The following is an 18,462-nucleotide window of genomic DNA, read 5'->3' as shown; positions in this document are numbered from 1 at the left end:
GCTGTTCAAGAAAGTTCCGTCAACGTTCCTCGCGTCACCCCGAGCTGGCTCTGGGCCTTCAAATCCCGCCAGATCTCGTCACCGTCGCGTTCTCCGGCCAAAAGCTCCTGGTAGGTGCGAAGGACGATCATTGCCTCATCGGCATCCTCTTCGAGCAGTTCGACGCGGAAGCAGCGCAGGCCATGCTCGCGGAGTTCGTCGAAGAATTGGGCTCCAGTCTGCGCCACGGCGTTGAACAGCGTGTTGCGGCAGCCGACGTCGGCTTTGAGCGGATGCATCATCCCAACGCGATCGCGCAGATGCACGCGATGCCGGTCACAGGGCCGGCCGCAGTTGGTGAAATCGGTTCCATTGCTCAGGAACGCGGCGAACGCGCAGTGCTCCATGTGAAACATCGGCATGTGCTGATGCAGCGTCAGTTCGAACCACGACGGCGGTGCGGCAGCGAGCAAATCCACCACCTGCTCGATGTTCAGGTCATAGCTGATCGTCAGGCGCTCCAGACCGGTCTTCTTTAAAATCTCAGCGGTCAGCGGATTGGCGACATTGAGCGAAAAATCGCCCGTCATAGGGATGCCGGCGTTCTTGAAGAATGACATGGCTCCCAGATTGCGAATGAGCACGCCATGCGGCTCCGCACGCTGGATGAGCTTAAAGAATCCCACCTCGCCCGACTTCTGAATGCGTGGCGTCGCCAGCCAGACCTGCGCCGTGTCGCTGCGCTCCTTGATCTGCTTCACGAGATCCGCGTAGAGACGGATGTCTTCGAAGTCGAGGTAGAGGCGCGGAATGCCGAGCACCAGCGCCGCGTCAATGTGCGCCTGCGTGCGACACAAGGCATGGATATGGAGTGGCGACGACTCGTCGCCCTTCCCGCGTGAAGGCATGAGTGATTCGAGCGTCGTCGCGCTGTGTTCCCCCACTTTTGGCAACGAATCGTCACCGCTCCATGACGCAATCAGATCACGCCGCATGCGATTCAGCTCGCTGATCGGCAGCATGACCTCGCCTTCGACATCAAACTGCACTACACCAAGCTCAAACTCCGTGCCGCCAAGCCGCGAAAACTGCTCGATGAACGCCGCCGGTGTGAGAGGACGTTTCATCGCCGCCTGCAGCGGCATCGTGGAAGTCACAACGTTCGCGCCGGATTGAACACGCAAAGGCTCGCCGACCTTGCCGGTGATATGGAGATCGAGTTTGCGCTGCTTGCGGATCGGAATGTCGCCTTCAAACGATTGCCGCAGTGCTCGATTCAGCGCCGGGTCGCTCGTTTTGAACACACGCGTTCCGGGCGGGATGTCCTCCATGCGCAGATGTCCGTGGCGAAAGCTCAGCACGCTGCCGCGCATCTGATACACGCTGCCGCCTTGCTCGTGGTTGGTGTCCGCTAGGTTTTCAAACACCACGCCGTCGCCCGGCTTCATTGCGATGTGCAGCGAATCGAGTTCCACCGTGTCCGCACCGAGGATGCGCGTGACTTCACCGACATACGGGCCGCGTTTCTTGCCGTAGTAGGCACCAACGAGTTCCTGATGATTCACGCCGTGCATCCAGCCGCTGAAGAGACCGCGGGAGAAGGTCATCTCGAGCGCGTAGCGGTCCGCATCCGTTGCAGGAGCCGGTTTGCCTGCCAGCGCACGATCAATCGCTGCGCGATAGACCTGAGTGACACCGGCGACGTATTCCGGCGTCTTGAGTCGGCCTTCGATTTTGAAGCTGCGGATGCCGAGTTCAATCAAGCGTGGGATTTCATCCACGGCGGCGAGATCCTGTGGCGAAAGGAGATAGCGTTTGTCGCCCAGATCACGCGGTTCGCCATCAACAAACATTTCATACGGCATGCGACAGGCTTGCGCGCATTCGCCACGATTCGCACTGCGACGGCCCAGCGACTCGCTGGTGAGACATTGACCCGAGTAAGCAACGCACAAAGCGCCATGAACAAACACTTCCAATGGCACGTGCGCGTCCTTGAAGCGTTCCAGCTCGCGCAACGAAAGTTCACGCGCAAGGACCGCCTGGTCGATGTTGAGCTGCTTCGCAAATTCCAGTCCTTCCGGCGAAGTGATCGTCATCTGCGTGCTCGCGTGCAGGCGCAGGTTCGGCGTGAGCGCCTTCACCATGCGCGCCAGGCCGAGGTCCTGCACGATCACCGCATCGACGCCGCTGTCTTCAAGCAAACGAAGCTGCGTTTCAGCATCGGGCAGTTCCTTGGTGAAGATGAGCGTGTTGAACGCCACGTAGCCCTTCACGCCATGCTCGTGCAGAAACTTCATCAGCTCCGGCAGATCCTCTTCGGTGAAATTGTCCGCCCGCAGACGCGCATTGAAACGCGGCATGCCGAAGTAGATCGCATCCGCTCCGTTCGCGACCGCAGCACGCGCGCACTCCCAGTTCCCGGCAGGGGAAAGGAGTTCCGGGCGTAATGAAGAAGAGGGTGCCATGCGGCCTTAGGTTACAGGCACGCGAACACGCACTCAACCGACGATGATGCCCTTCGCTTTGCGCTCTTTCTCGCGCTCCAGCAGCGGGATCTTCTCGGACGTTTCGAGCACCTGCACGCCGTGGTCACCGATCTTGGAGAAGGTGAGGTTGGCGAGGGCGGGGACTTCGGCGGCGAGACGTTTGAAAACGTCTTCGATGGTGTGGATGCCGTTGCTGCCGCCGCAGGCGACGATGAGGTCACGCAGGATTTCCCACGTGTCGCGGGCGTTGCCGGGAGCTTTGACGGCCTTGTTGAGGCGTTGCAGACGACCTGTGACGTTGATCATGCTGCCGCGCTTCTCGGCGTAGGACGTGCCGGGCAGGACGACGTCGCTGAGTTCAGCACTCGCATTCGCGAGGATGTGCAAGGACGCGATGAAGGGCACCTTCTCGAGATCTTTTTGCTCGAAGCCGGCCTTGAGGAGGTTTTCGCCGAAAGCGAGCACGGCGCGAAGGCGGCCGCGGCTCATGAGTTCGGTGATCCCGGCGATCTTGGCGCCGGGTTCGATGCCGAGGATGAGCTTCGCGCCCGTGGTGTTGGGATTGAGGTCGTCGGCACGGAGGTACTCATCGGCACCGCCGGTGCGTGGGATGACATCGACATTCGTGGTGCCGAGTTGCGCGGCGAGGTGTTTCACGAAGAAGAGTTCCTCGTTCGTCATGCGCGCGCTGGCGATGATGGCGATCTCCTCGCCCTTTTTGCCGGCGAGCGCGGTGGCGATGTTATTGAGCGCGGTTTTCCAGCTCGCGATCTCGTGCTTGCCGCCGGTCTTCACCATCGGGTCGGTGAGACGGAACTCGCTGTTCACGAAGTGGAAGTCGAGACGTCCGCTGTCACACATCCAAGTGGAGTTGACGTCGTTGTTGTCGCGCGGTGTCTGGCGGTAGATCGTGTCACCACGGGCACCGATCTCCATGTTGCAGCCGCGGCCGCACTTGGTGCAGATGCTCGGCGTTTCCGTGAGGAACCACACGCGCTGCTGGAAGCGGAAGTCGGTGCTCGTCAATGCGCCCACGGGGCAGATGTCGACCGTGTTGAGCGAGTAGTTGTGCTCCAGGCGCTTGCCAGGATGCACGGCGAGGGTGGTGAAACTGCCGCGCTCGGTGAAACCAAGCACCGGCTCGTCAGCGATCTCGGCGGTGAAGCGGATGCAGCGGCTGCACATGATGCAGCGTTCGTCGTCGAGACGCACACGCGGGCCGATATCGACGTTCTTCGGCTTCTTAACTTTGTCTTCACGGAAGCGGCTTTCGCCTTTGCCGTGCTCGACACTGAACTCCTGCAGGCGGCACTCGCCGGCCTGGTCGCAGATCGGGCAGTCGAGCGGATGATTGATGAGGAGGAACTCCATCACGCCTTTGCGGCACTCCTGCGTGAGCAGGCTGTCCGTGCGGATGCCCATCCCTTCAGCAACAGTGTTTGCACAGGCGATGACCGGGCGCGGCATCCAGCCGATCTTCGGCATGCCATGCTCATCCTTTTCCGGTTCCGTGCCGGGTGCAGGACGCGGCGGCATGCCCATCTCCACGAGACACATGCGGCAGTTGCCGGGAGAGCTGAGCTTCGGGTGATAGCAGTAGTGCGGGACTTCGGCCTTGGCCTGCTTGCACGCTTCGATCATGCGCGTGCCTTTGGGGAACTTGTGCCAGACACCGTCGATCTGCACATTCACGAGATCGACCGGCGGCGGAGCGGCAGGGGTGGCGGGGGCTTCAGCGGGGGCAGGCATGAGCGAAGGGAAAAAAGGGGGCTGGGTGCGATTATCGGAGCCGCATGGGGAGGGGCAACCCGATTTTGTGAAAAGTTTCACAAGCGGACGGGCATGAGGCTTTGCGAAGTCATCGCAACGTGCCAAGAATGCCGCCCTCATGCCCATCCCGGTCATTCTGAATCCCGCCGCCCGCAGCACCAAGGCCGCCAGCCTCGAGCAGGTGCTCCGCAGCCTTTCCCCGGCTCCGGAACTGCATCTGACCACCGGTCCGGGCGATGCGACGGCGATCGCGGAAAGCCTCGCCACCGAGGGCCACGAGTTGATCGTGGCCGCAGGAGGCGACGGCACAATGAACGAAGTGCTGCAGGGCCTCTGCCGGGCAAACGCACGCCGTAATCCAGGCGAAACACACACCGCGCTGGGCGTGCTGCCACTGGGAACGATGAACGTGTTCTCGGTGGAACTGAAGCTGCCGGGGCGGGATATTGAAGGCTGCTGGGAAAAGATCACCTCCGGCCAGCGTCGCGAAATCGACCTGTGGATGGCCAACGAACATTATTTTGTCCAGTTGGGCGGTGTGGGACTCGACGCCCAGATCGTGAAGGAAACCTCCTGGGAGCAGAAGAAAAAATACGGGCCGCTGAGCTACGTCATCAGCGCCGTGAACGTGCTGATGCGCCCGCCGCCCGCGCTCAATATTCAAATCGACGGCAAAGCGCCGCTCATGGGAACCGTGGTCCTGATCGGCAATGGCAGGCATTACGGCGGGCCATTCCCGTTGTTTCGCGAGGCTTCAAACACCGACGGAAAACTCGATTTGATCATCTTCCGCGGCCTGGGAGGCATGGAGTTTCTGCAACTGCTGCGCGGCATGCTGCTCGACGGCTACCAAGCCTGCGAATACCTGGACTACCTCCAGACGAGCGAGTTCACCGTGACTTCGGACCACGGCGAGGTCCCCGTGGAGCTGGACGGCGAGCTGGCGGACCTGAACGGCCCCGTGGTCGTTCGTCCCGCCCCGTTTCGCCTGAATGTGATCGCTGACTGAAAGAACCCGGACGGGGTTTGAAACGAGAGGGTTTTTCCTCGGCAAACCGGCCCGAGGGTCCGCTTTTCTTGCCGTGCGCCGGTTTGGAGCGTGCTGAAGGTTTGCGAACGGGAAGACCTTCGCTCTCTTCGTCACCCTCGGCGGCGGGTTTACGCGTGAGACGCGGCTTGGCGGGCTCTTCCTTGAAGAAGCGTTCGACCTCGGTGGGCGTGAGTTCTTTGTAGGCGCCTTTGGCCAGCCCATGGAGTTTCAGCCAGCCGATACGGATGCGAGTAAGGCGTGTGACCTCGTAACCGAGGTAGTAAAACATCATGCGGATCTGACGCTTGAGTCCCATCTTCAGGACGATGTGCGCCCGATAGTCGGTGTCCATCCATGCACGCTCAGCACGGGCAAAACCTTCCTCCGTCATCATGCCTTTGACGAGTTTGGCCATCACCTCCGCATTCAGCGGCTGATCAACGATGACTTCGTATTCCTTTTCGGCGCCCTGGCTCGGATGGATGATCCGATGGGAAAGGTCACCGCGATTTGTCAGCAGCAGGAGCCCCTCGCTCTCTTTGTCGAGCCGGCCCACGTGGTGAAGGTTCTGATACTTCAGCGGCAGGAGATCATAGATCGTCATGCGCTCATGCTTGTCACCACGGGAGCAGAGATAGCCTTTCGGCTTGTTCAATGCGATGACAACCGGCATCTCCGCGCGCACCGGGGAACCATCTACGACCACCTTGTCATCGGGCTGCACCTGCGTGGCGAGCTCGGTGATGACATGTCCATTGATCGACACACGTCCGCCGAGGATGATTTCCTCCGCGCCACGCCGTGAGGCCACGCCACACTGGCTCAAATATCGGTTCAGGCGCACAGGAGAAGCCTTATTCCGGCTTGGTCTTCGGCAGATTCGTCGGGAGACGGCCTTCCTGCCACTGACCACGCGATTTAAGCAGCTTGATGCGCTCTCCGCGCTTCAGAACACTGCGCTTGGTGCCGACGGAACCGGCGGTCTTGAGGCTGCGATGCTGGGACATGGTGTGATACGGGGCTGGGGGTGGTCAGAAAAAGGGCGCGGAGAATAGCCGCCTCCACCCGAGGTGCAAGGGGTTTGTCGCATCACCGCGGCTGGAAGGGCTAACCCAGCACCTTCCGCCGCACGATCTCGGTGACCATCTTGGGGTTGGCCTTGCCCTGGCTGGCCTTCATGGCCTGACCGGTGAACCAGTTCATGGCCTTCTCGTTGCCACCTTTGACTTCAGCCACTTTTTCGGGATTCGCGGCGAGGATTTGATCCACGATGGCCTCGAGGGCACCGGTGTCGCTGACCTGCTCGAAGCCTTTGGCCTTGATGATCTCAGCGGCGGGTTTGCCAGTCTCGAACATCTCGGCAAAAACCTCCTTGGCCTGGTTGTTGGAGATTTTTCCGGCCTCCACAGTCGCAACAAGCGCGCTGAGCGCCTCGGGTTTCACAGGACAGTCGTGGATCGTGAGCGAACGGTCGTTCAGCACGCCGAGCAGGTCGTTGATGACCCAGTTGGCGATCTTTTTGGCAGGAACCTTGGTGTCGGCGGCCACGGCAGCCTCATACCATGCAGCGAGTTCCTTCTCGCTCGCCAGCACTCCGGCGTCGTAAGCGCTGCAGCCATAGTCCGCCTCAAAACGGGCACGCTTTTCGTGCGGCAGTTCGGGAACCTGAGGCTTCACCTTGGCGATTAGTGCCGCCGTGCGCACGGGCAGCAAATCGGGATCGGGGAAGTAGCGGTAGTCGTGCGCATCTTCCTTGGAGCGCATGAGCGTCGTCTCGCCGAGATCGTCGTCCCAGCGGCGCGTGCTCTGCACAAGTTTTTCTGAGTTGCGTCCTTCCAGAATGTCGATCTGGCGCTCGGTCTCGGCCTTGATGGCACGGCGCACGGCGGACATCGAATTGATGTTCTTCAGCTCGATCTTCACGCCGAGTTCTTTCTGTCCTTCAGGACGCACGGAGATGTTCACGTCGCAGCGCAGGTTGCCCTTTTCCATGTCGGCATCACTCACGCCGCCGTAGATCAGGATCTGGCGCAGGCTCGTGAGATACGCAAACGCCTCCTCCGCACTGTCGATGTCCGGGTCGCTGACAATCTCCATCAGCGGCGTGCCGGCGCGGTTGAAGTCGAGCGTGGTAAATTTCTCATGGTGGGTCGATTTGCCCACATCTTCCTCCAGATGGATGCGCGTGAGCTTCACCACCTTGCCGGGATTGGCGATGCTCTTCTGCGCATCCTTCGGATAGGCGAGATCATACAGCGGCACGCCGCCGCCGAGGCAGAGCGGCATGTCGAACTGCGTGATCTGGTAGTTCTTCGGCATGTCCGGATAGAAGTAGTTTGTGCGGTCCCACTTCACCACCGGCGGCGTCTCGCAGCCGAGCATCATGCCGGTCAGAATGGTCTTCTCGATCGCCGCCTCGTTCAGCACCGGCAGAGCGCCTGGCAGCCCGAGACAGGTCGGGCAGGTGTGAGTGTTCGGCTCCACTCCATACTCGACAGGACAGGCGCAGAACATTTTGCTGCGCGTGGTGAGCTGCGCGTGAACTTCGAGGCCGATGGTGACGATGTATTTGGGCATGTGCAGTGCGAAAAGATGAACGGATGCGCGCCGGGCTATCAATTCAAACGCACCGGTTGCGGGCGCTGATAAACGACGGAATCCATCGCTTGTTCAAGCGCCAATCCGCTCAACACAGGCGCCAGATCGGGGTGATTGGCAGCCTCCTCGACCTTCTTCATCTGCATCAGCCCGGCAAAGTCACGGTTCTCGATGGCTTTTCGCACCCCCGGGTCGTAACCAAGCTCGACGATGCGGGAATGATTGAGTGCCTGGGCGGTAGAAGGACTCTGTGCGGCAAGATGCTGCCACATGCTGCCTTCAGGCCAGAGAATGAGCAGGCGGGCGAGATTGGCGGTCGCCTTGATGTCGTAGGGGTCGAGGCTCGTGGCGAGTTTCCCGATGGGCGTGCCGTCCATTCGCTGGCTGAGGCTGTGCCAGATGGATTTGGCCTGGCTTTCCAACGCGCCGCCTTTTTTCATCACCTCGGCGGCACTTTCCATGCCTTCGAGATTGCCGAGCAATCGCAACACCAATGTGAGGATCCACAGCAACGCTCCCGAGGGCACAAAGCTCATGAGCATGCCCTTCCAACCGTCCATGCCTCCGGCGAGCTTCATGAAGCCAAAGCCGGCGAGCAGATACAGCCCTCCCTTCAGTACAAAATACGTCAGCAGTCCGGCGGCCGCACACAGCAGCAGCAGATGGTCCGTGTTCATGTTTGCCGCTCCGAAGAACTGCACGCGATGCCGAAACACGTAAAACGCCGCGCCCACAGACACGGCCAGCGTCAGCACCCCCATGATCTGCTTCATCACGCCACGCACAAAGGCAATACCCGCCGCGAAGCACATGAAGCCGATCGTGCCCCAGGTCACCCAGGTGCTGGAGGGAACCTTTTGAACGGTGTCGAGAACTTCGGTGGTCGAGGGCAGGGGCACGGTGAAAGGGGTGTATGCATCGTAACATCTCCTGCCGCGCTGTCTCGCAGGAAAAATTGCTCAGCACAAATCCTGCATCGCGCGCAGCTTGGCATGGGCAGCGCCGCGATTGAGAAGCTCCTCCGCCATGTCCTTTCCGGCAGCAAGATCCGGAGCTGTGCCGGTGATCACAAAGCCCGCCGCGGCGTTCAGCACCGCGATGTCGCGTTTCCCCCCTTTGATCGTTCCCGCCAGCACCCCTTCGAGAATGATCGCATTCTCCGAGGCGTCACCGCCCGTCAATTCCTCGATCGTCGACCTGCCAAACCCAAGCTCCTTGGGATCCACTTTCGTCTCACTGATTTTCCCGCCAGCAAGCTGGCACACGTCGTTGACCCCAAGGGTGGAGAGTTCGTCCATCCCGCGTCCCGCGCCTGCGCTTCCATGCACCACCCAGGCGCCTTTGCGTCCGAGTTCGACCAGGATCTCGCCGAAGGCACGCGTCAGCTTCGGATCAAACACGCCGATGAGCTGGTAATCCGGCCGGCCGGGATTCAGCAAAGGACCCAGTACGTTAAAAATGGATCGCTGGCCCTCCGCCGCGAGGAGCTTCCGCGCCTCCGCCACCGCCTTGAACGCAGGATGATAAAGCGGAGCGAAAAAGAACCCGAGACCGATGCTCTCGATGCCCACAACCACACGCTCCTTCGGCAGATCGATCTTGATGCCCAGCGCCTCCAGCACATCCGCTCCACCCGCCTTCGACGTGATGCCGCGGTTGCCATGCTTCGTCACGCACACACCACCGGCGGCGAGAATGAACATCGCCGTGCTCGATACATTGAAGAGATGCAGTTGGTCACCTCCTGTTCCGACCACATCCAGCATCGGCCCCGGCAGTTTCGCTCGATCAATGCCCGGATCGACCGCCAGCTTCAAAAACGCCTGCACGAACGCCGCGATCTCCGTCGGGGTCTCACCCTTTTTCGCCAAAGCGCGCAAAAAATCCGCCTTCACCGCCGATGAAACCTCCGGGTTCACCAACGCCGCAGCCGCCTCGGCAATCTGGGCATCATTGAGGTTGGTTTTGGAGAGAAGCTGGTTGGTGAGCAATTCCATGATTTGATTTTGAATGCCGCCCCGTGTTTAAGCAACCCTCGAACTTGAAACCTGAAACTTTGAACCCGGACCCCATCCTCGGCATCGACCTCGGCACGACGAACTCTCTCGTTGGCGTCGTGGACAGCGGGTTTCCGATTCTGCTCGCCGATGAGAACGGCAGTCGCAGCACTCCGAGCGCCGTCTGCATCGCCGAGGACGGAACGATCACCGTTGGTGCCCCTGCTTTGCGACAACGCGCATTGCATCCCACGCGCACCATCACTTCGGTGAAGCGCCTCATAGGTCGTCGTGCCGGAGAGGCTGGATGGGCTCCGCCTTATTCGCTCAATGAGCTGAACACGACCCCTGTCGAAGTGTCGGCAGAAATCTTGAAGCATCTCAAAGCCGTCGCGGAACGAGCATTGGAGCAAAGCGTGTCGAAGGCCGTCATCACGGTGCCCGCCTACTTCAATGACGCGCAACGCACCGCCACCAAACGCGCCGGAGAGCTCGCCGACCTCGAAGTGGTGCGCATTCTGAGCGAGCCGACCGCCGCCGCACTCGCCTACGGGCTCGATAAACTCAGCGAGCATCAAAAGGTGGCCGTTTATGACCTTGGTGGCGGCACCTTCGATGTTTCCGTACTCGAAATGCGCGATGGCGTCTTTCAGGTGCTCTCAACCGCTGGCGACACACAACTTGGCGGCGACGACCTTGATCGTTCGCTCGCTCAGTTTATCGCTGAACGGCTGAACCTGCCTTCACATGACATCCGCGTGCTCGAAGGCGCCGAGGTGGTCAAAAAACGCCTCTCCACCGACGACACGACCTCCTTCCACGGATTGGACATCACCCGCGCCGAACTCGAAAAAATCGCCCGCCCGTGGATCGAGCGCACGCGCATGCACTGTCTGCGTGCGTTGAGCGATGCGGGTGTCAAAGCCGAGGAGCTCGACGAGGTCATCCTCGTCGGCGGCAGCACGCGCATGCCGCTGGTGCGTGACTACGTTCGTGAAATCTTCGGACGCGAGCCCAACACCTCACAGAATCCCGACGAAGCCATCGCGCTCGGCGCGACCATTCAGGCGGGCATTCTCAGCGGCAGTCTGCGCCAGGTGCTCCTCCTCGATGTCACTCCGCTCTCGCTCGGCATCGAAACCTTCGGCGGCCTGATGAACATCATCATTCCGCGCAACACCACGATTCCTGCCAAAGCCGGAGAAATGTTCACCAACGCAGTCGCCAACCAGGACAGCATGCTCATTCGCATCCTTCAGGGCGAACGCGAACTGGCCAAGGACAACTGGGAGCTCGGCCGCATCGAGGTCCCCTTTCCTGCCGGACCGAAAGGCAGCGCTCGCGTCGGTGTGCAGTTCAGTCTCGACGCGAACGGCATTCTCCATGTCCTCGCCCGCGACACGGCCACGAATCAGGACATCACGCTCGAAATCCGCGGCACCGCCATCGATGTCGAAGACGAACGCGTGGAGCAGATGATCGCCGAAAGTGTCGATTTCGCCTTCGAGGACATGAACGAACGCATTTGGACCGAGGCGATGCTCAAAGCCGAAGAACTGCTGCCCGCCGTCGATGCCGCGCTCGCGCAACTCGGTGACGTGATCAGTCAGGACGAGTCCCAAAACGTCCGCGACCAGGCCGCCCAGGTCAAAAAGCTGCTCGAATCAGTCAATCACGACGCCAAAGCCCTCAAATCCGCCACGCAGCAGCTAGACGATGCCACGCAGTCTCTCGCAGTGATGCTCATCGACCGCGCGATGGAAGAATCACTCGCTCGTCGCGGACTGGTTTGATCAACGAGCAGCGCCCGTCCCGTTCTGCTGGAAGTAGGCGTCGCGCATGCGGCGAAGCTCTTCGAGGCGGGAGGAGATTTCAGTGTGTTCGCGTGCTTGCTCCACCTTCTGCTGGGTGACGAAATGGTTGTTGCTGCCCAAGCTGCGCCACGGACCCGCAGGAACCTCGCTGACATCGACAAAGCGCCAGTCGCACCGCCCGCTGCTGGACATGCCAAGATAATCACGAACCGCCGGTGAGATGTCGAGTCCTGCACCACGGTTGTTGGTGTTCTTCGGCCGTGCGTTGCCAAAGACATACTCATGATCATCCGTGACGAAGGGACCGCAGTCCTCCCATTGCGCATAGCAGACACGGTTGCCGTAGCGAATGGCAATCCACTGGCCTTTCAGCACGGTCCTGCCGGAACGAACGAAGCGCTGCTTGAACCAAGGAATGACCCTAGACGCCTCCGGCTTGTGCGAGTTGTAATCAACGCAGTCGTTGTACGGCAGCGCGATGTAAAACGGGTTTTGCTTCGGCGTGAATCCGATCGGGGTAAAACTGTCCGTGCGCTTCGTTGGATCAGGGTCGTCGTAGCCCCCAAAGTTCTCCATCCACTTCGTGTCCCAGGAGCTTTTGTCATTGGGTGTCGGATTGTTCTCCGTCGGCTGCTCCCCAACCCAGAAGACCGTGGCGACAATGTCCACCTTCCAAGGATACTTCGCATAACCGAGGCGCGGCATGGAGGAGCTGTTGAAATTGGGCAAAGAGGCAGCAATGCTGCGGGGGGGCGGAGGCTGGGAACTAGGTTTCGCCGCCGGCGCCGCGGACTGATTTTTTGAGGCTGCCACGCCCGCATCCCCCTTTTTGAGAGCCGCCACAGCTCCCGTGGCCGACACCGATGACGCCCCTTGGCCAAATACCGAAACCACCGTCGCAAGCGACGCGACGACGATCAAGGAGCTGATGGAACGTTCGACAGACATGGGGGTAACGCGATTGAACGGAATTGTAGCAGATTTACATGGTAAACGGCAATATGTAATTCGCCGCGCACACCGCCAGGCGGGACAGATTGTCTCAAATCCCAAATGACGGCACAAAAAGGTGGACAGAAACCCAACGCTGCCGTTCAAAACAGACGAGGAACCGCGACCAGCACAGAATCAGCGGCGCTGATCATAAATCTAATAGCGGCGCAAGGTGGAGACCTGCGGCGGCCTCGTGTCATCGGTTTGCGGATAGTCCAGCGTGTAATGCAAGCCCCGGCTCTCATGACGGCGGATGGCGCACTCGACGATGAGGGAGGCTGTCTCGACGAGATTGCGCAGCTCGAGAATCTCGCTAGTGACACGGTTATTCCAGTAAAACTCCTGCACTTCTCGCTTGAGATTGCGCAAACGGGCGGCGGCACGCTGGAGGCGCTTGTTCGTGCGCACAATGGAGACGTAGTCCCACATCAGACGACGGATTTCGTCCCAGTTGTGGTAGATGACCACAAGTTCATCATTTTCGACCACACCACTGACCTGCCAGGGCCGCAGCTCGTAGGTTTGCTCGGCCTTCTTTCCGAGAGGCATCTTTTTGAGCAGATGCGCCACGGCGCGCTGAGCGGTGACGCAGCACTCGAGCAACGAGTTGCTCGCCAGACGGTTCGCTCCATGCAGGCCGGTGCAGCCGACCTCGCCCACGGCGCACAAGCCACGCACGCTGGTGGCCCCATTCACATCGGTGAGCACACCGCCGCACTGATAATGCGCCGCCGGCACGACAGGAATCGGTTCCTTCGTAATGTCGATGCCGACCTCCAGGCAGGCCCTCTGAATGTTCGGGAAGTGATGAGCGATGAATTCAGCAGGCCGGTGGCTGATGTCGAGGTACACGCAGGGACCACCGGTGCGCTTGATCTCGTGGTCGATCGCCCGTGCGACAATGTCGCGCGGCGCCAGCGATCCACGGGAGTCATAGCGCTGCATGAATTCTTCACCGTCCTTGTCAATGAGCCGCGCACCTTCGCCGCGCATCGCTTCGGTGATGAGAAAAGAGCGCTTCTGGGGATGGTAGAGACACGTCGGATGAAACTGGATGAACTCCATGTCCGAAATCGTTGCACCCGCACGCCAGGCCATCGCCACACCGTCGCCCGTCGCCACACGTGGATTGGTCGTGTATAAATAAACGCGCCCGCAGCCGCCGGTGGCGAGAATGACACGGTCCGAGCGGAAGGTGTGAACCTCGCCGCTGTTTTCATCGAGCACATACAGCCCGAGCACGCGATCCTCCGAGACCAGCCCCAGTTTGGCCGTGGTCAGAATATCGATGGCATAATGATTCTCGTAGATCGTGATGTTCGGGTTGGCACGAACGGCGGCGAGCAGTTTCTCCGTGATTTCACGTCCGGTGGCATCCGCTGCATGAAGCACGCGTCTCGCCGTGTGGCCGCCCTCACGAGTCAGATCAAACTCCAGATGGCCGTCCACCGCCTCGCGTTGGTCGAAATGCACCCCCCATTTCACGAGGTCCGCGATCCGCGCGGGACCTTCGCTCACGATCATCCGCACGGCCTGCTCTTTGCACAAACCGGCACCGGCGATGAGCGTGTCGCTCACATGCTTCTCGATCGAATCATCCTCTGCCGTGACACAGGCAATGCCGCCCTGCGCCCAGTTCGAATTGGAATCGAGCACACCGCGCTTCGTGATCATCACCACCCGGCCATGCTCCGAAGCATGCAACGCCGCGACCAGTCCGCCCGCTCCGGTTCCGACAATGATAAAGTCTGCCTCGATCATGAGTGATGGGTGACTCTTTCAGCGCGGAACCGCCAAGATGCAAATGCACTACCACGAAGTGCCCAAACTCCAGCGCGTCGCAAGGTCGAGCAGATCCGGGCGCATCGGCCATTCATCGGCGCGCGGTTCCTGGCCTTCGTGGCGCTGGCTGGCGCCTTTGAGGGCCATGCAGCCGGTGTTATCGCCGATCTGACGGATGGCTTCGATTTCCTCGGCGCTGAGACGCTGTTCGGGCAGGGCGGCAAGCTCGTCGAGCTTGCTCTCGATGGTGCGCGCACCTTCTCCGTGCTCCTGGATGAGCGTGGGAACCACGCTCTTGACCGCCTTGTTTCCCAAAGTCCACTGACAGGCAAGCTGGAGCATGGTGAGACCATGCTTCTCGGCGAAAGGCCGTACTTTTTCGAGCTTCTCGACTCCGTGCTCGATCCAGTCTCCCGGACGATGGGTGCGGTGGTCGCCGTCGCGGAATTTATGACCGGGTTTGACGTCATCGTGGAACAGGCCGCCGTAGTCCACCACCCGCGCGAGGATATCGATGCCGTTCTTCTCCGCCGCTCCGAGCACATGCTGGCCGGGCCAGGGCTCGAACGGATTCAAAATGATCATCGCCCAGTCCATGCGATCGCCGAAACGTTCGAAGCACTCGATCATGTCGAGCGTGAAACCATTCGCAGGTCCGGGGGCGATGCCGAGGCGGTCGGTCAGGCCTTCCGTCTTCAACGCGGTGAAAGCATCCCACACTTTCTCACTCGTGTAGGCGATGCTGTCCGGATTGTGCAGCATGAGCAGGTCAAACTTCGAGGTCTGGCAGCGCTCCAGGCTCTTCTCCGCCGCCATTTTGAGGTAGTCGTAATACTTGTCCGGCCCGCGCAGCGTTGGATCAGTGAACCGCGGGTAACCACGTGATCCTTGGCGAATGCCGTCGTAAATGTCATGTCCGACGATCCCCGCGAGGCAGTATTCTTCACGCGGAATGCCTTTAAGAGCCTCTCCCAACAGCGCATCGGCGCGCCCGACGCCGTAGACATCGGCCGTGACAAAGGTACGGACACCCTTCTCAAACGAATCGCGCATGAGCTGCATGTAGTGCTCCTCGGTGAGCTGCTCTCCATAGTGCATGAAGCGTCCGCCGCTCCAGGTTCCGTAGGCCGTCCGTGTCAGGTTCATAAGATGTCTAGTTGGGTTTTGAGGGGCGGATACATACCGAGTACGCCGGGCCTTTCAAACAGGGATCACTGGTCCCGGACGCGGGGCACAAGATTTGGCAAAATTGGCGGAGTCGTGGGAAAACAGGCTATCAGGCAACTGCTTTGACCAACAGATCCGCGATCTTCTCGGCGGAGTTCTTCACGGCGAGTTTCTGAGCGGCCTTCTTCATTTCACCCGCCTTGCGCGAGTCGTTGAAGACACTGCGAACGGCATCGGCGAGCGTGTCGGCGTTCAAGTCGCTTTCCCTCATCATTTTCGCCGCACCGGCCTTGTCAAAAATCTCGGCGTTGCGTGTCTGATGATCCTCTGCGGCATACGGATACGGCACCAACAGGCTCGGCACACCAAAGTAGGCCAGTTCCGACATCGACGAGGCTCCAGAACGTGCAATGGCAAGATCGGCCACGCGGTAAGCGAGGTCCATGCGATGGCAGAACGCGGCGACGTGTTGCTTGAGCAGCGGGATCTTCGCGTAAACATCGCGCACTTCCTCGTAGTCGGTCGGTCCGGCGATGTGCAGCACTTGAATGCCCATCTTTTCAAACTGTTCGAGCGCCTGGCCCACGGCACGGTTCACACCACGCGCGCCCTGGCTGCCTCCCATCACGAGCAGGGTGCGTTTGTCCTTGTCCAGCTTGAAGAAGGCCCGCGGATCATCGCCGTTCTGCTTGCGCATGCTGCTGCGGATCGGCGTGCCAACCACGCGCACATCATCGTGCTTCTGGAAGTGCTGCTTGCAGGCTTCAAGCCCGCAAAGGACGATGTCACTGTAGCGTGCGTTGAGTTTGTTGGCCTTGCCCGGGATGGCGTTGCTCTCGTGGATGAGCGTGGTGCAGCCTTCCTTGCGCCCGGCATACAACGGCGCAAACGAAGTGAAGCCACCCATGCCGAGCACCACATCGACCTCGTGGTCACGAATGATTTTCCGGCAGGCCTTCGTCCCTTTCCAGAGTCCTTTGAGAAAGCCGATCATCTTCGGCGACCATGGCTTCGGCATGGCGAGGAATGGCATTTTCTCAAACCGCAGTTCCGGATGCCCGGAGGCGGCCAGGGTGTCGATTTTTTTTTCGCTGATCAGAAGGGTCACGTCGTGACCGCGTGAGGCCAGAACCTCACCGACGGCAATGCCGGGGAACAAATGCCCCCCGGTGCCACCACACGCGATAAGCACGTGGATGGACTTCAAATTTTTCTGTTTCACTAAGATTCAAAAGGCTAAAGCTGTGGAGTCCAGCGGCGCTTTCTGCGGATCACCGGAAGTTGATCCCACGTCAGATGCACGCCCTGGCGATGGATGTTGATCAGGATGCCCACCGCGACCATCGCGGCGACGAGACTGGACCCTCCGTAACTTACGAAAGGCAGCGGCAACCCCTTGTTGGGCAGCAAAGCAGTGGTCACGCCCATGTTCAAGAGCGCTTCCATTCCGAGCAAAAAAGTCACTCCGGCACCTAAAAGCTTGCCAAATCGATTCGGTGCGTACGCGGAGACGACCATCCCGGCCATCACCAGCACCGCAAAGGCCAGCACCACGGCGGCCGTGCCTCGCATGCCCAGTTCCTCGCCGACCATGGGGAAAATGAAATCCGTGTGCGCCTCCGGCAGGTAGGACAGCTTCATGCGCCCTTCACCCAAACCGCGCCCTTCGAGACCGCCGGAACCGAAGGCCAGCTTCGACACCCATTGCTGCAGTCCCAGGTCCTCCTTGTGATTTTCGAGGTCAAATGTGACCATGATGCGCTCAAACCGGTTTGGTAGGAACTTGATGCCCGCCGCGAGTCCGCCGCCGCAGAGCACGACAATGATCGCGAGATACCGCATCTTGGTTCCCGCCACAAACATCACCCCAAGACCCACCGCCGAAGCCAGCAGAGCGCTGCCAAGATCAAACTCGCAGCCGATCAGTGCCACGACGCCCAGCAAAATCAAACCCGGCAGCACAAAGCCGCGCCAGAACGTGCGGGTAAGAGCCTCATGTGTCCCGAACCATCCCGCCAGGGCGATGATCAACGCGATTTTGGCGAACTCGGAAGGCTGCAGACGAAAGCCCGAGACGCCGAGCGCCTGCAGGCCGATCCAGCGTTTCGATCCATTGATCTTCACGCCAATCATCGGCACGTAGCACAGCACCAGAAGAACCGTGCAGGCGATCAGAATGTGCCAGCGCCAGCGCATCCACACATTGTAGTCGATCAGCGCCATGACCACACAAGCGACCATCGAAACCGCAAGCCAGCCAAGCTGCCGCCACAGCGTCACATAGTCCTCTCCACCCTCCTGTGCGATTTCGAAAGTCGTGCTCGCGAGCATGGTGACTCCCAGTGCGATCAACGACAAAACCGAAAGGATCAGCAGAATGACAGAGTGCCTGGCCATGGGACTGCGATGGCGAAATTACTTGGCTGGAATCGTCAGTTTCATTCCCTCACGCATAGCGTTGGGGTTTTTGATGTTGTTGGCCTTTTGAATCGCTGCGACGGAAACTCCATACTTCGTCGAGAGACGGTAAAGCGTCTCGCCCGACTTCAGCACATGCGTGCGCGCCGGAGTTGTTTTGGCCACGGTCTTGGGGGGCGTGTCCGCAGCCTTTTTCGCAGGTTCGGCCTTCTTGGGTGCAGGAGGAGTCTCGGCGATCTTCTTCAGCATCTGTGTCGGAGGTGGCACCGGAGTCGGTTTCGCGAGCGGCTTGGGCTCCGCTTTGACGATGGGCTTGGGTTCTTCCCGAGATTTGGAAACGACGGGTTTCTCGGTTGCCGCCGCCGGCGCCTTCTCCTGCAGCAGGGACACCACACGTGGATTGGAGGGTGGCGGCAAAGCTGCGG

The 18,462-nt window shown here is 60.2% G+C and carries 16 protein-coding genes; 3 read left to right on the top strand and 13 right to left on the bottom strand.

Annotated features, from left to right (window positions below):
* Positions 1–5: 5 nt before the first annotated feature.
* Both KDL09_RS01245 and KDL09_RS01240 read right to left on the bottom strand, forming a co-directional pair.
* Entirely contained in the window at positions 6–2,447 is a 2,442-nt protein-coding gene (locus KDL09_RS01245; protein WP_294380516.1) for a U32 family peptidase, read from the bottom strand.
* 33 nt (positions 2,448–2,480) lie between these two features.
* Positions 2,481–4,217, bottom strand: a complete 1,737-nt coding sequence (locus KDL09_RS01240) for a molybdopterin-dependent oxidoreductase (protein ID WP_294380513.1) — start codon at positions 4,215–4,217, stop codon at positions 2,481–2,483.
* 139 nt (positions 4,218–4,356) lie between these two features.
* Between KDL09_RS01240 and KDL09_RS01235 the strand changes: the two genes are divergently transcribed.
* On the top strand, positions 4,357–5,247 hold the full coding sequence (locus KDL09_RS01235; RefSeq protein ID WP_294380512.1) for a diacylglycerol kinase family protein: 891 nt from the start codon (positions 4,357–4,359) through the stop codon (positions 5,245–5,247).
* Here the strand turns inward: KDL09_RS01235 and KDL09_RS01230 are convergent.
* The 5 genes from KDL09_RS01230 to trpD all read right to left on the bottom strand — a co-directional run bounded on the left by KDL09_RS01230 (position 5,129) and on the right by trpD (position 9,863).
* Complete coding sequence (locus tag KDL09_RS01230; RefSeq protein ID WP_294380510.1) at positions 5,129–6,112, bottom strand: pseudouridine synthase; 984 nt, start codon at positions 6,110–6,112, stop codon at positions 5,129–5,131. The two genes, KDL09_RS01235 and KDL09_RS01230, sit on opposite strands and share 119 nt — an antisense overlap.
* 10 nt (positions 6,113–6,122) lie before the next feature.
* The gene (locus KDL09_RS01225) at positions 6,123–6,275 is read right to left on the bottom strand and encodes a small basic protein (RefSeq protein ID WP_294380508.1); all 153 of its coding nucleotides are present in this window, start codon (positions 6,273–6,275) and stop codon (positions 6,123–6,125) included.
* A gap of 100 nt (positions 6,276–6,375) precedes the next feature.
* Positions 6,376–7,845: an Asp-tRNA(Asn)/Glu-tRNA(Gln) amidotransferase subunit GatB gene (gatB, locus tag KDL09_RS01220; protein WP_294380506.1), complete on the bottom strand. Its 1,470-nt coding sequence runs from the start codon at positions 7,843–7,845 to the stop codon at positions 6,376–6,378.
* A 38-nt stretch (positions 7,846–7,883) separates the two neighbouring features.
* A complete protein-coding gene (locus KDL09_RS01215; protein WP_294380504.1) occupies positions 7,884–8,765 on the bottom strand; it encodes a hypothetical protein in 882 nt (293 codons plus the stop codon).
* 60 nt (positions 8,766–8,825) lie between these two features.
* The gene (gene trpD / locus KDL09_RS01210) at positions 8,826–9,863 is read right to left on the bottom strand and encodes an anthranilate phosphoribosyltransferase (protein ID WP_294380502.1); all 1,038 of its coding nucleotides are present in this window, start codon (positions 9,861–9,863) and stop codon (positions 8,826–8,828) included.
* 23 nt (positions 9,864–9,886) lie between these two features.
* Here trpD and KDL09_RS01205 point away from each other — a divergent pair, with 23 nt between their 5' ends.
* Positions 9,887–11,656 (top strand): Hsp70 family protein, encoded by a 1,770-nt coding sequence (locus tag KDL09_RS01205; RefSeq protein WP_294380499.1) that lies wholly within the window; start codon positions 9,887–9,889, stop codon positions 11,654–11,656.
* Here the strand turns inward: KDL09_RS01205 and KDL09_RS01200 are convergent, their stop codons facing one another.
* Positions 11,657–12,382 (bottom strand): hypothetical protein, encoded by a 726-nt coding sequence (locus KDL09_RS01200; RefSeq protein WP_294380497.1) that lies wholly within the window; start codon positions 12,380–12,382, stop codon positions 11,657–11,659.
* Between the two features lie 145 nt (positions 12,383–12,527).
* Here KDL09_RS01200 and KDL09_RS01195 point away from each other — a divergent pair, with 145 nt between their 5' ends.
* Positions 12,528–12,734: a hypothetical protein gene (locus KDL09_RS01195; RefSeq protein ID WP_294380495.1), complete on the top strand. Its 207-nt coding sequence runs from the start codon at positions 12,528–12,530 to the stop codon at positions 12,732–12,734.
* 92 nt (positions 12,735–12,826) lie between these two features.
* Here the strand turns inward: KDL09_RS01195 and nadB are convergent, their stop codons facing one another.
* The 5 genes from nadB to KDL09_RS01170 all read right to left on the bottom strand — a co-directional run.
* Positions 12,827–14,431 carry an L-aspartate oxidase gene (gene nadB / locus KDL09_RS01190; RefSeq protein ID WP_294380493.1) on the bottom strand — a complete coding sequence of 535 codons (1,605 nt, stop codon included), beginning with the start codon at positions 14,429–14,431 and terminating at the stop codon, positions 12,827–12,829.
* Positions 14,432–14,479: 48 nt separating this feature from the next.
* A complete protein-coding gene (locus KDL09_RS01185) occupies positions 14,480–15,598 on the bottom strand; it encodes an aldo/keto reductase (RefSeq protein WP_294380490.1) in 1,119 nt (372 codons plus the stop codon).
* 130 nt (positions 15,599–15,728) lie between these two features.
* On the bottom strand, positions 15,729–16,841 hold the full coding sequence (gene murG, locus KDL09_RS01180; RefSeq protein ID WP_294380488.1) for an undecaprenyldiphospho-muramoylpentapeptide beta-N-acetylglucosaminyltransferase: 1,113 nt from the start codon (positions 16,839–16,841) through the stop codon (positions 15,729–15,731).
* Positions 16,842–16,855: 14 nt separating this feature from the next.
* Positions 16,856–18,016, bottom strand: coding sequence for a putative peptidoglycan glycosyltransferase FtsW (locus KDL09_RS01175; RefSeq protein ID WP_294380486.1), 1,161 nt, complete (start codon positions 18,014–18,016; stop codon positions 16,856–16,858).
* 18 nt (positions 18,017–18,034) lie between these two features.
* The coding region (locus KDL09_RS01170; RefSeq protein WP_294380483.1) for a LysM peptidoglycan-binding domain-containing protein at positions 18,035–18,462 on the bottom strand (428 nt) is incomplete at its 5' end.

The sequence above is a fragment of the Prosthecobacter sp. genome, from assembly GCF_020439865.1.
Lineage (GTDB): Bacteria > Verrucomicrobiota > Verrucomicrobiia > Verrucomicrobiales > Verrucomicrobiaceae > Prosthecobacter.
Note: the sequence above shows the minus strand (reverse complement) of the source record. Positions and strands in the feature narration are given on the sequence as shown.

What these genes read in the sequence shown, in the direction of transcription:
- gatB (WP_294380506.1), bottom strand. Translation starts at nt 7,845, where the DNA reads ATGCCCAAATACATCGTCACCATCGGCCTCGAAGTTCACGCGCAGCTC.
- KDL09_RS01245 (WP_294380516.1), bottom strand. Translation starts at nt 2,447, where the DNA reads ATGGCACCCTCTTCTTCATTACGCCCGGAACTCCTTTCCCCTGCCGGG.
- KDL09_RS01240 (WP_294380513.1), bottom strand. Translation starts at nt 4,217, where the DNA reads ATGCCTGCCCCCGCTGAAGCCCCCGCCACCCCTGCCGCTCCGCCGCCG.
- trpD (WP_294380502.1), bottom strand. Translation starts at nt 9,863, where the DNA reads ATGGAATTGCTCACCAACCAGCTTCTCTCCAAAACCAACCTCAATGAT.
- KDL09_RS01200 (WP_294380497.1), bottom strand. Translation starts at nt 12,382, where the DNA reads ATGCCGCGCCTCGGTTATGCGAAGTATCCTTGGAAGGTGGACATTGTC.
- KDL09_RS01175 (WP_294380486.1), bottom strand. Translation starts at nt 18,016, where the DNA reads ATGGCCAGGCACTCTGTCATTCTGCTGATCCTTTCGGTTTTGTCGTTG.
- KDL09_RS01235 (WP_294380512.1), top strand. Translation starts at nt 4,357, where the DNA reads ATGCCCATCCCGGTCATTCTGAATCCCGCCGCCCGCAGCACCAAGGCC.
- KDL09_RS01185 (WP_294380490.1), bottom strand. Translation starts at nt 15,598, where the DNA reads ATGAACCTGACACGGACGGCCTACGGAACCTGGAGCGGCGGACGCTTC.
- nadB (WP_294380493.1), bottom strand. Translation starts at nt 14,431, where the DNA reads ATGATCGAGGCAGACTTTATCATTGTCGGAACCGGAGCGGGCGGACTG.
- KDL09_RS01225 (WP_294380508.1), bottom strand. Translation starts at nt 6,275, where the DNA reads ATGTCCCAGCATCGCAGCCTCAAGACCGCCGGTTCCGTCGGCACCAAG.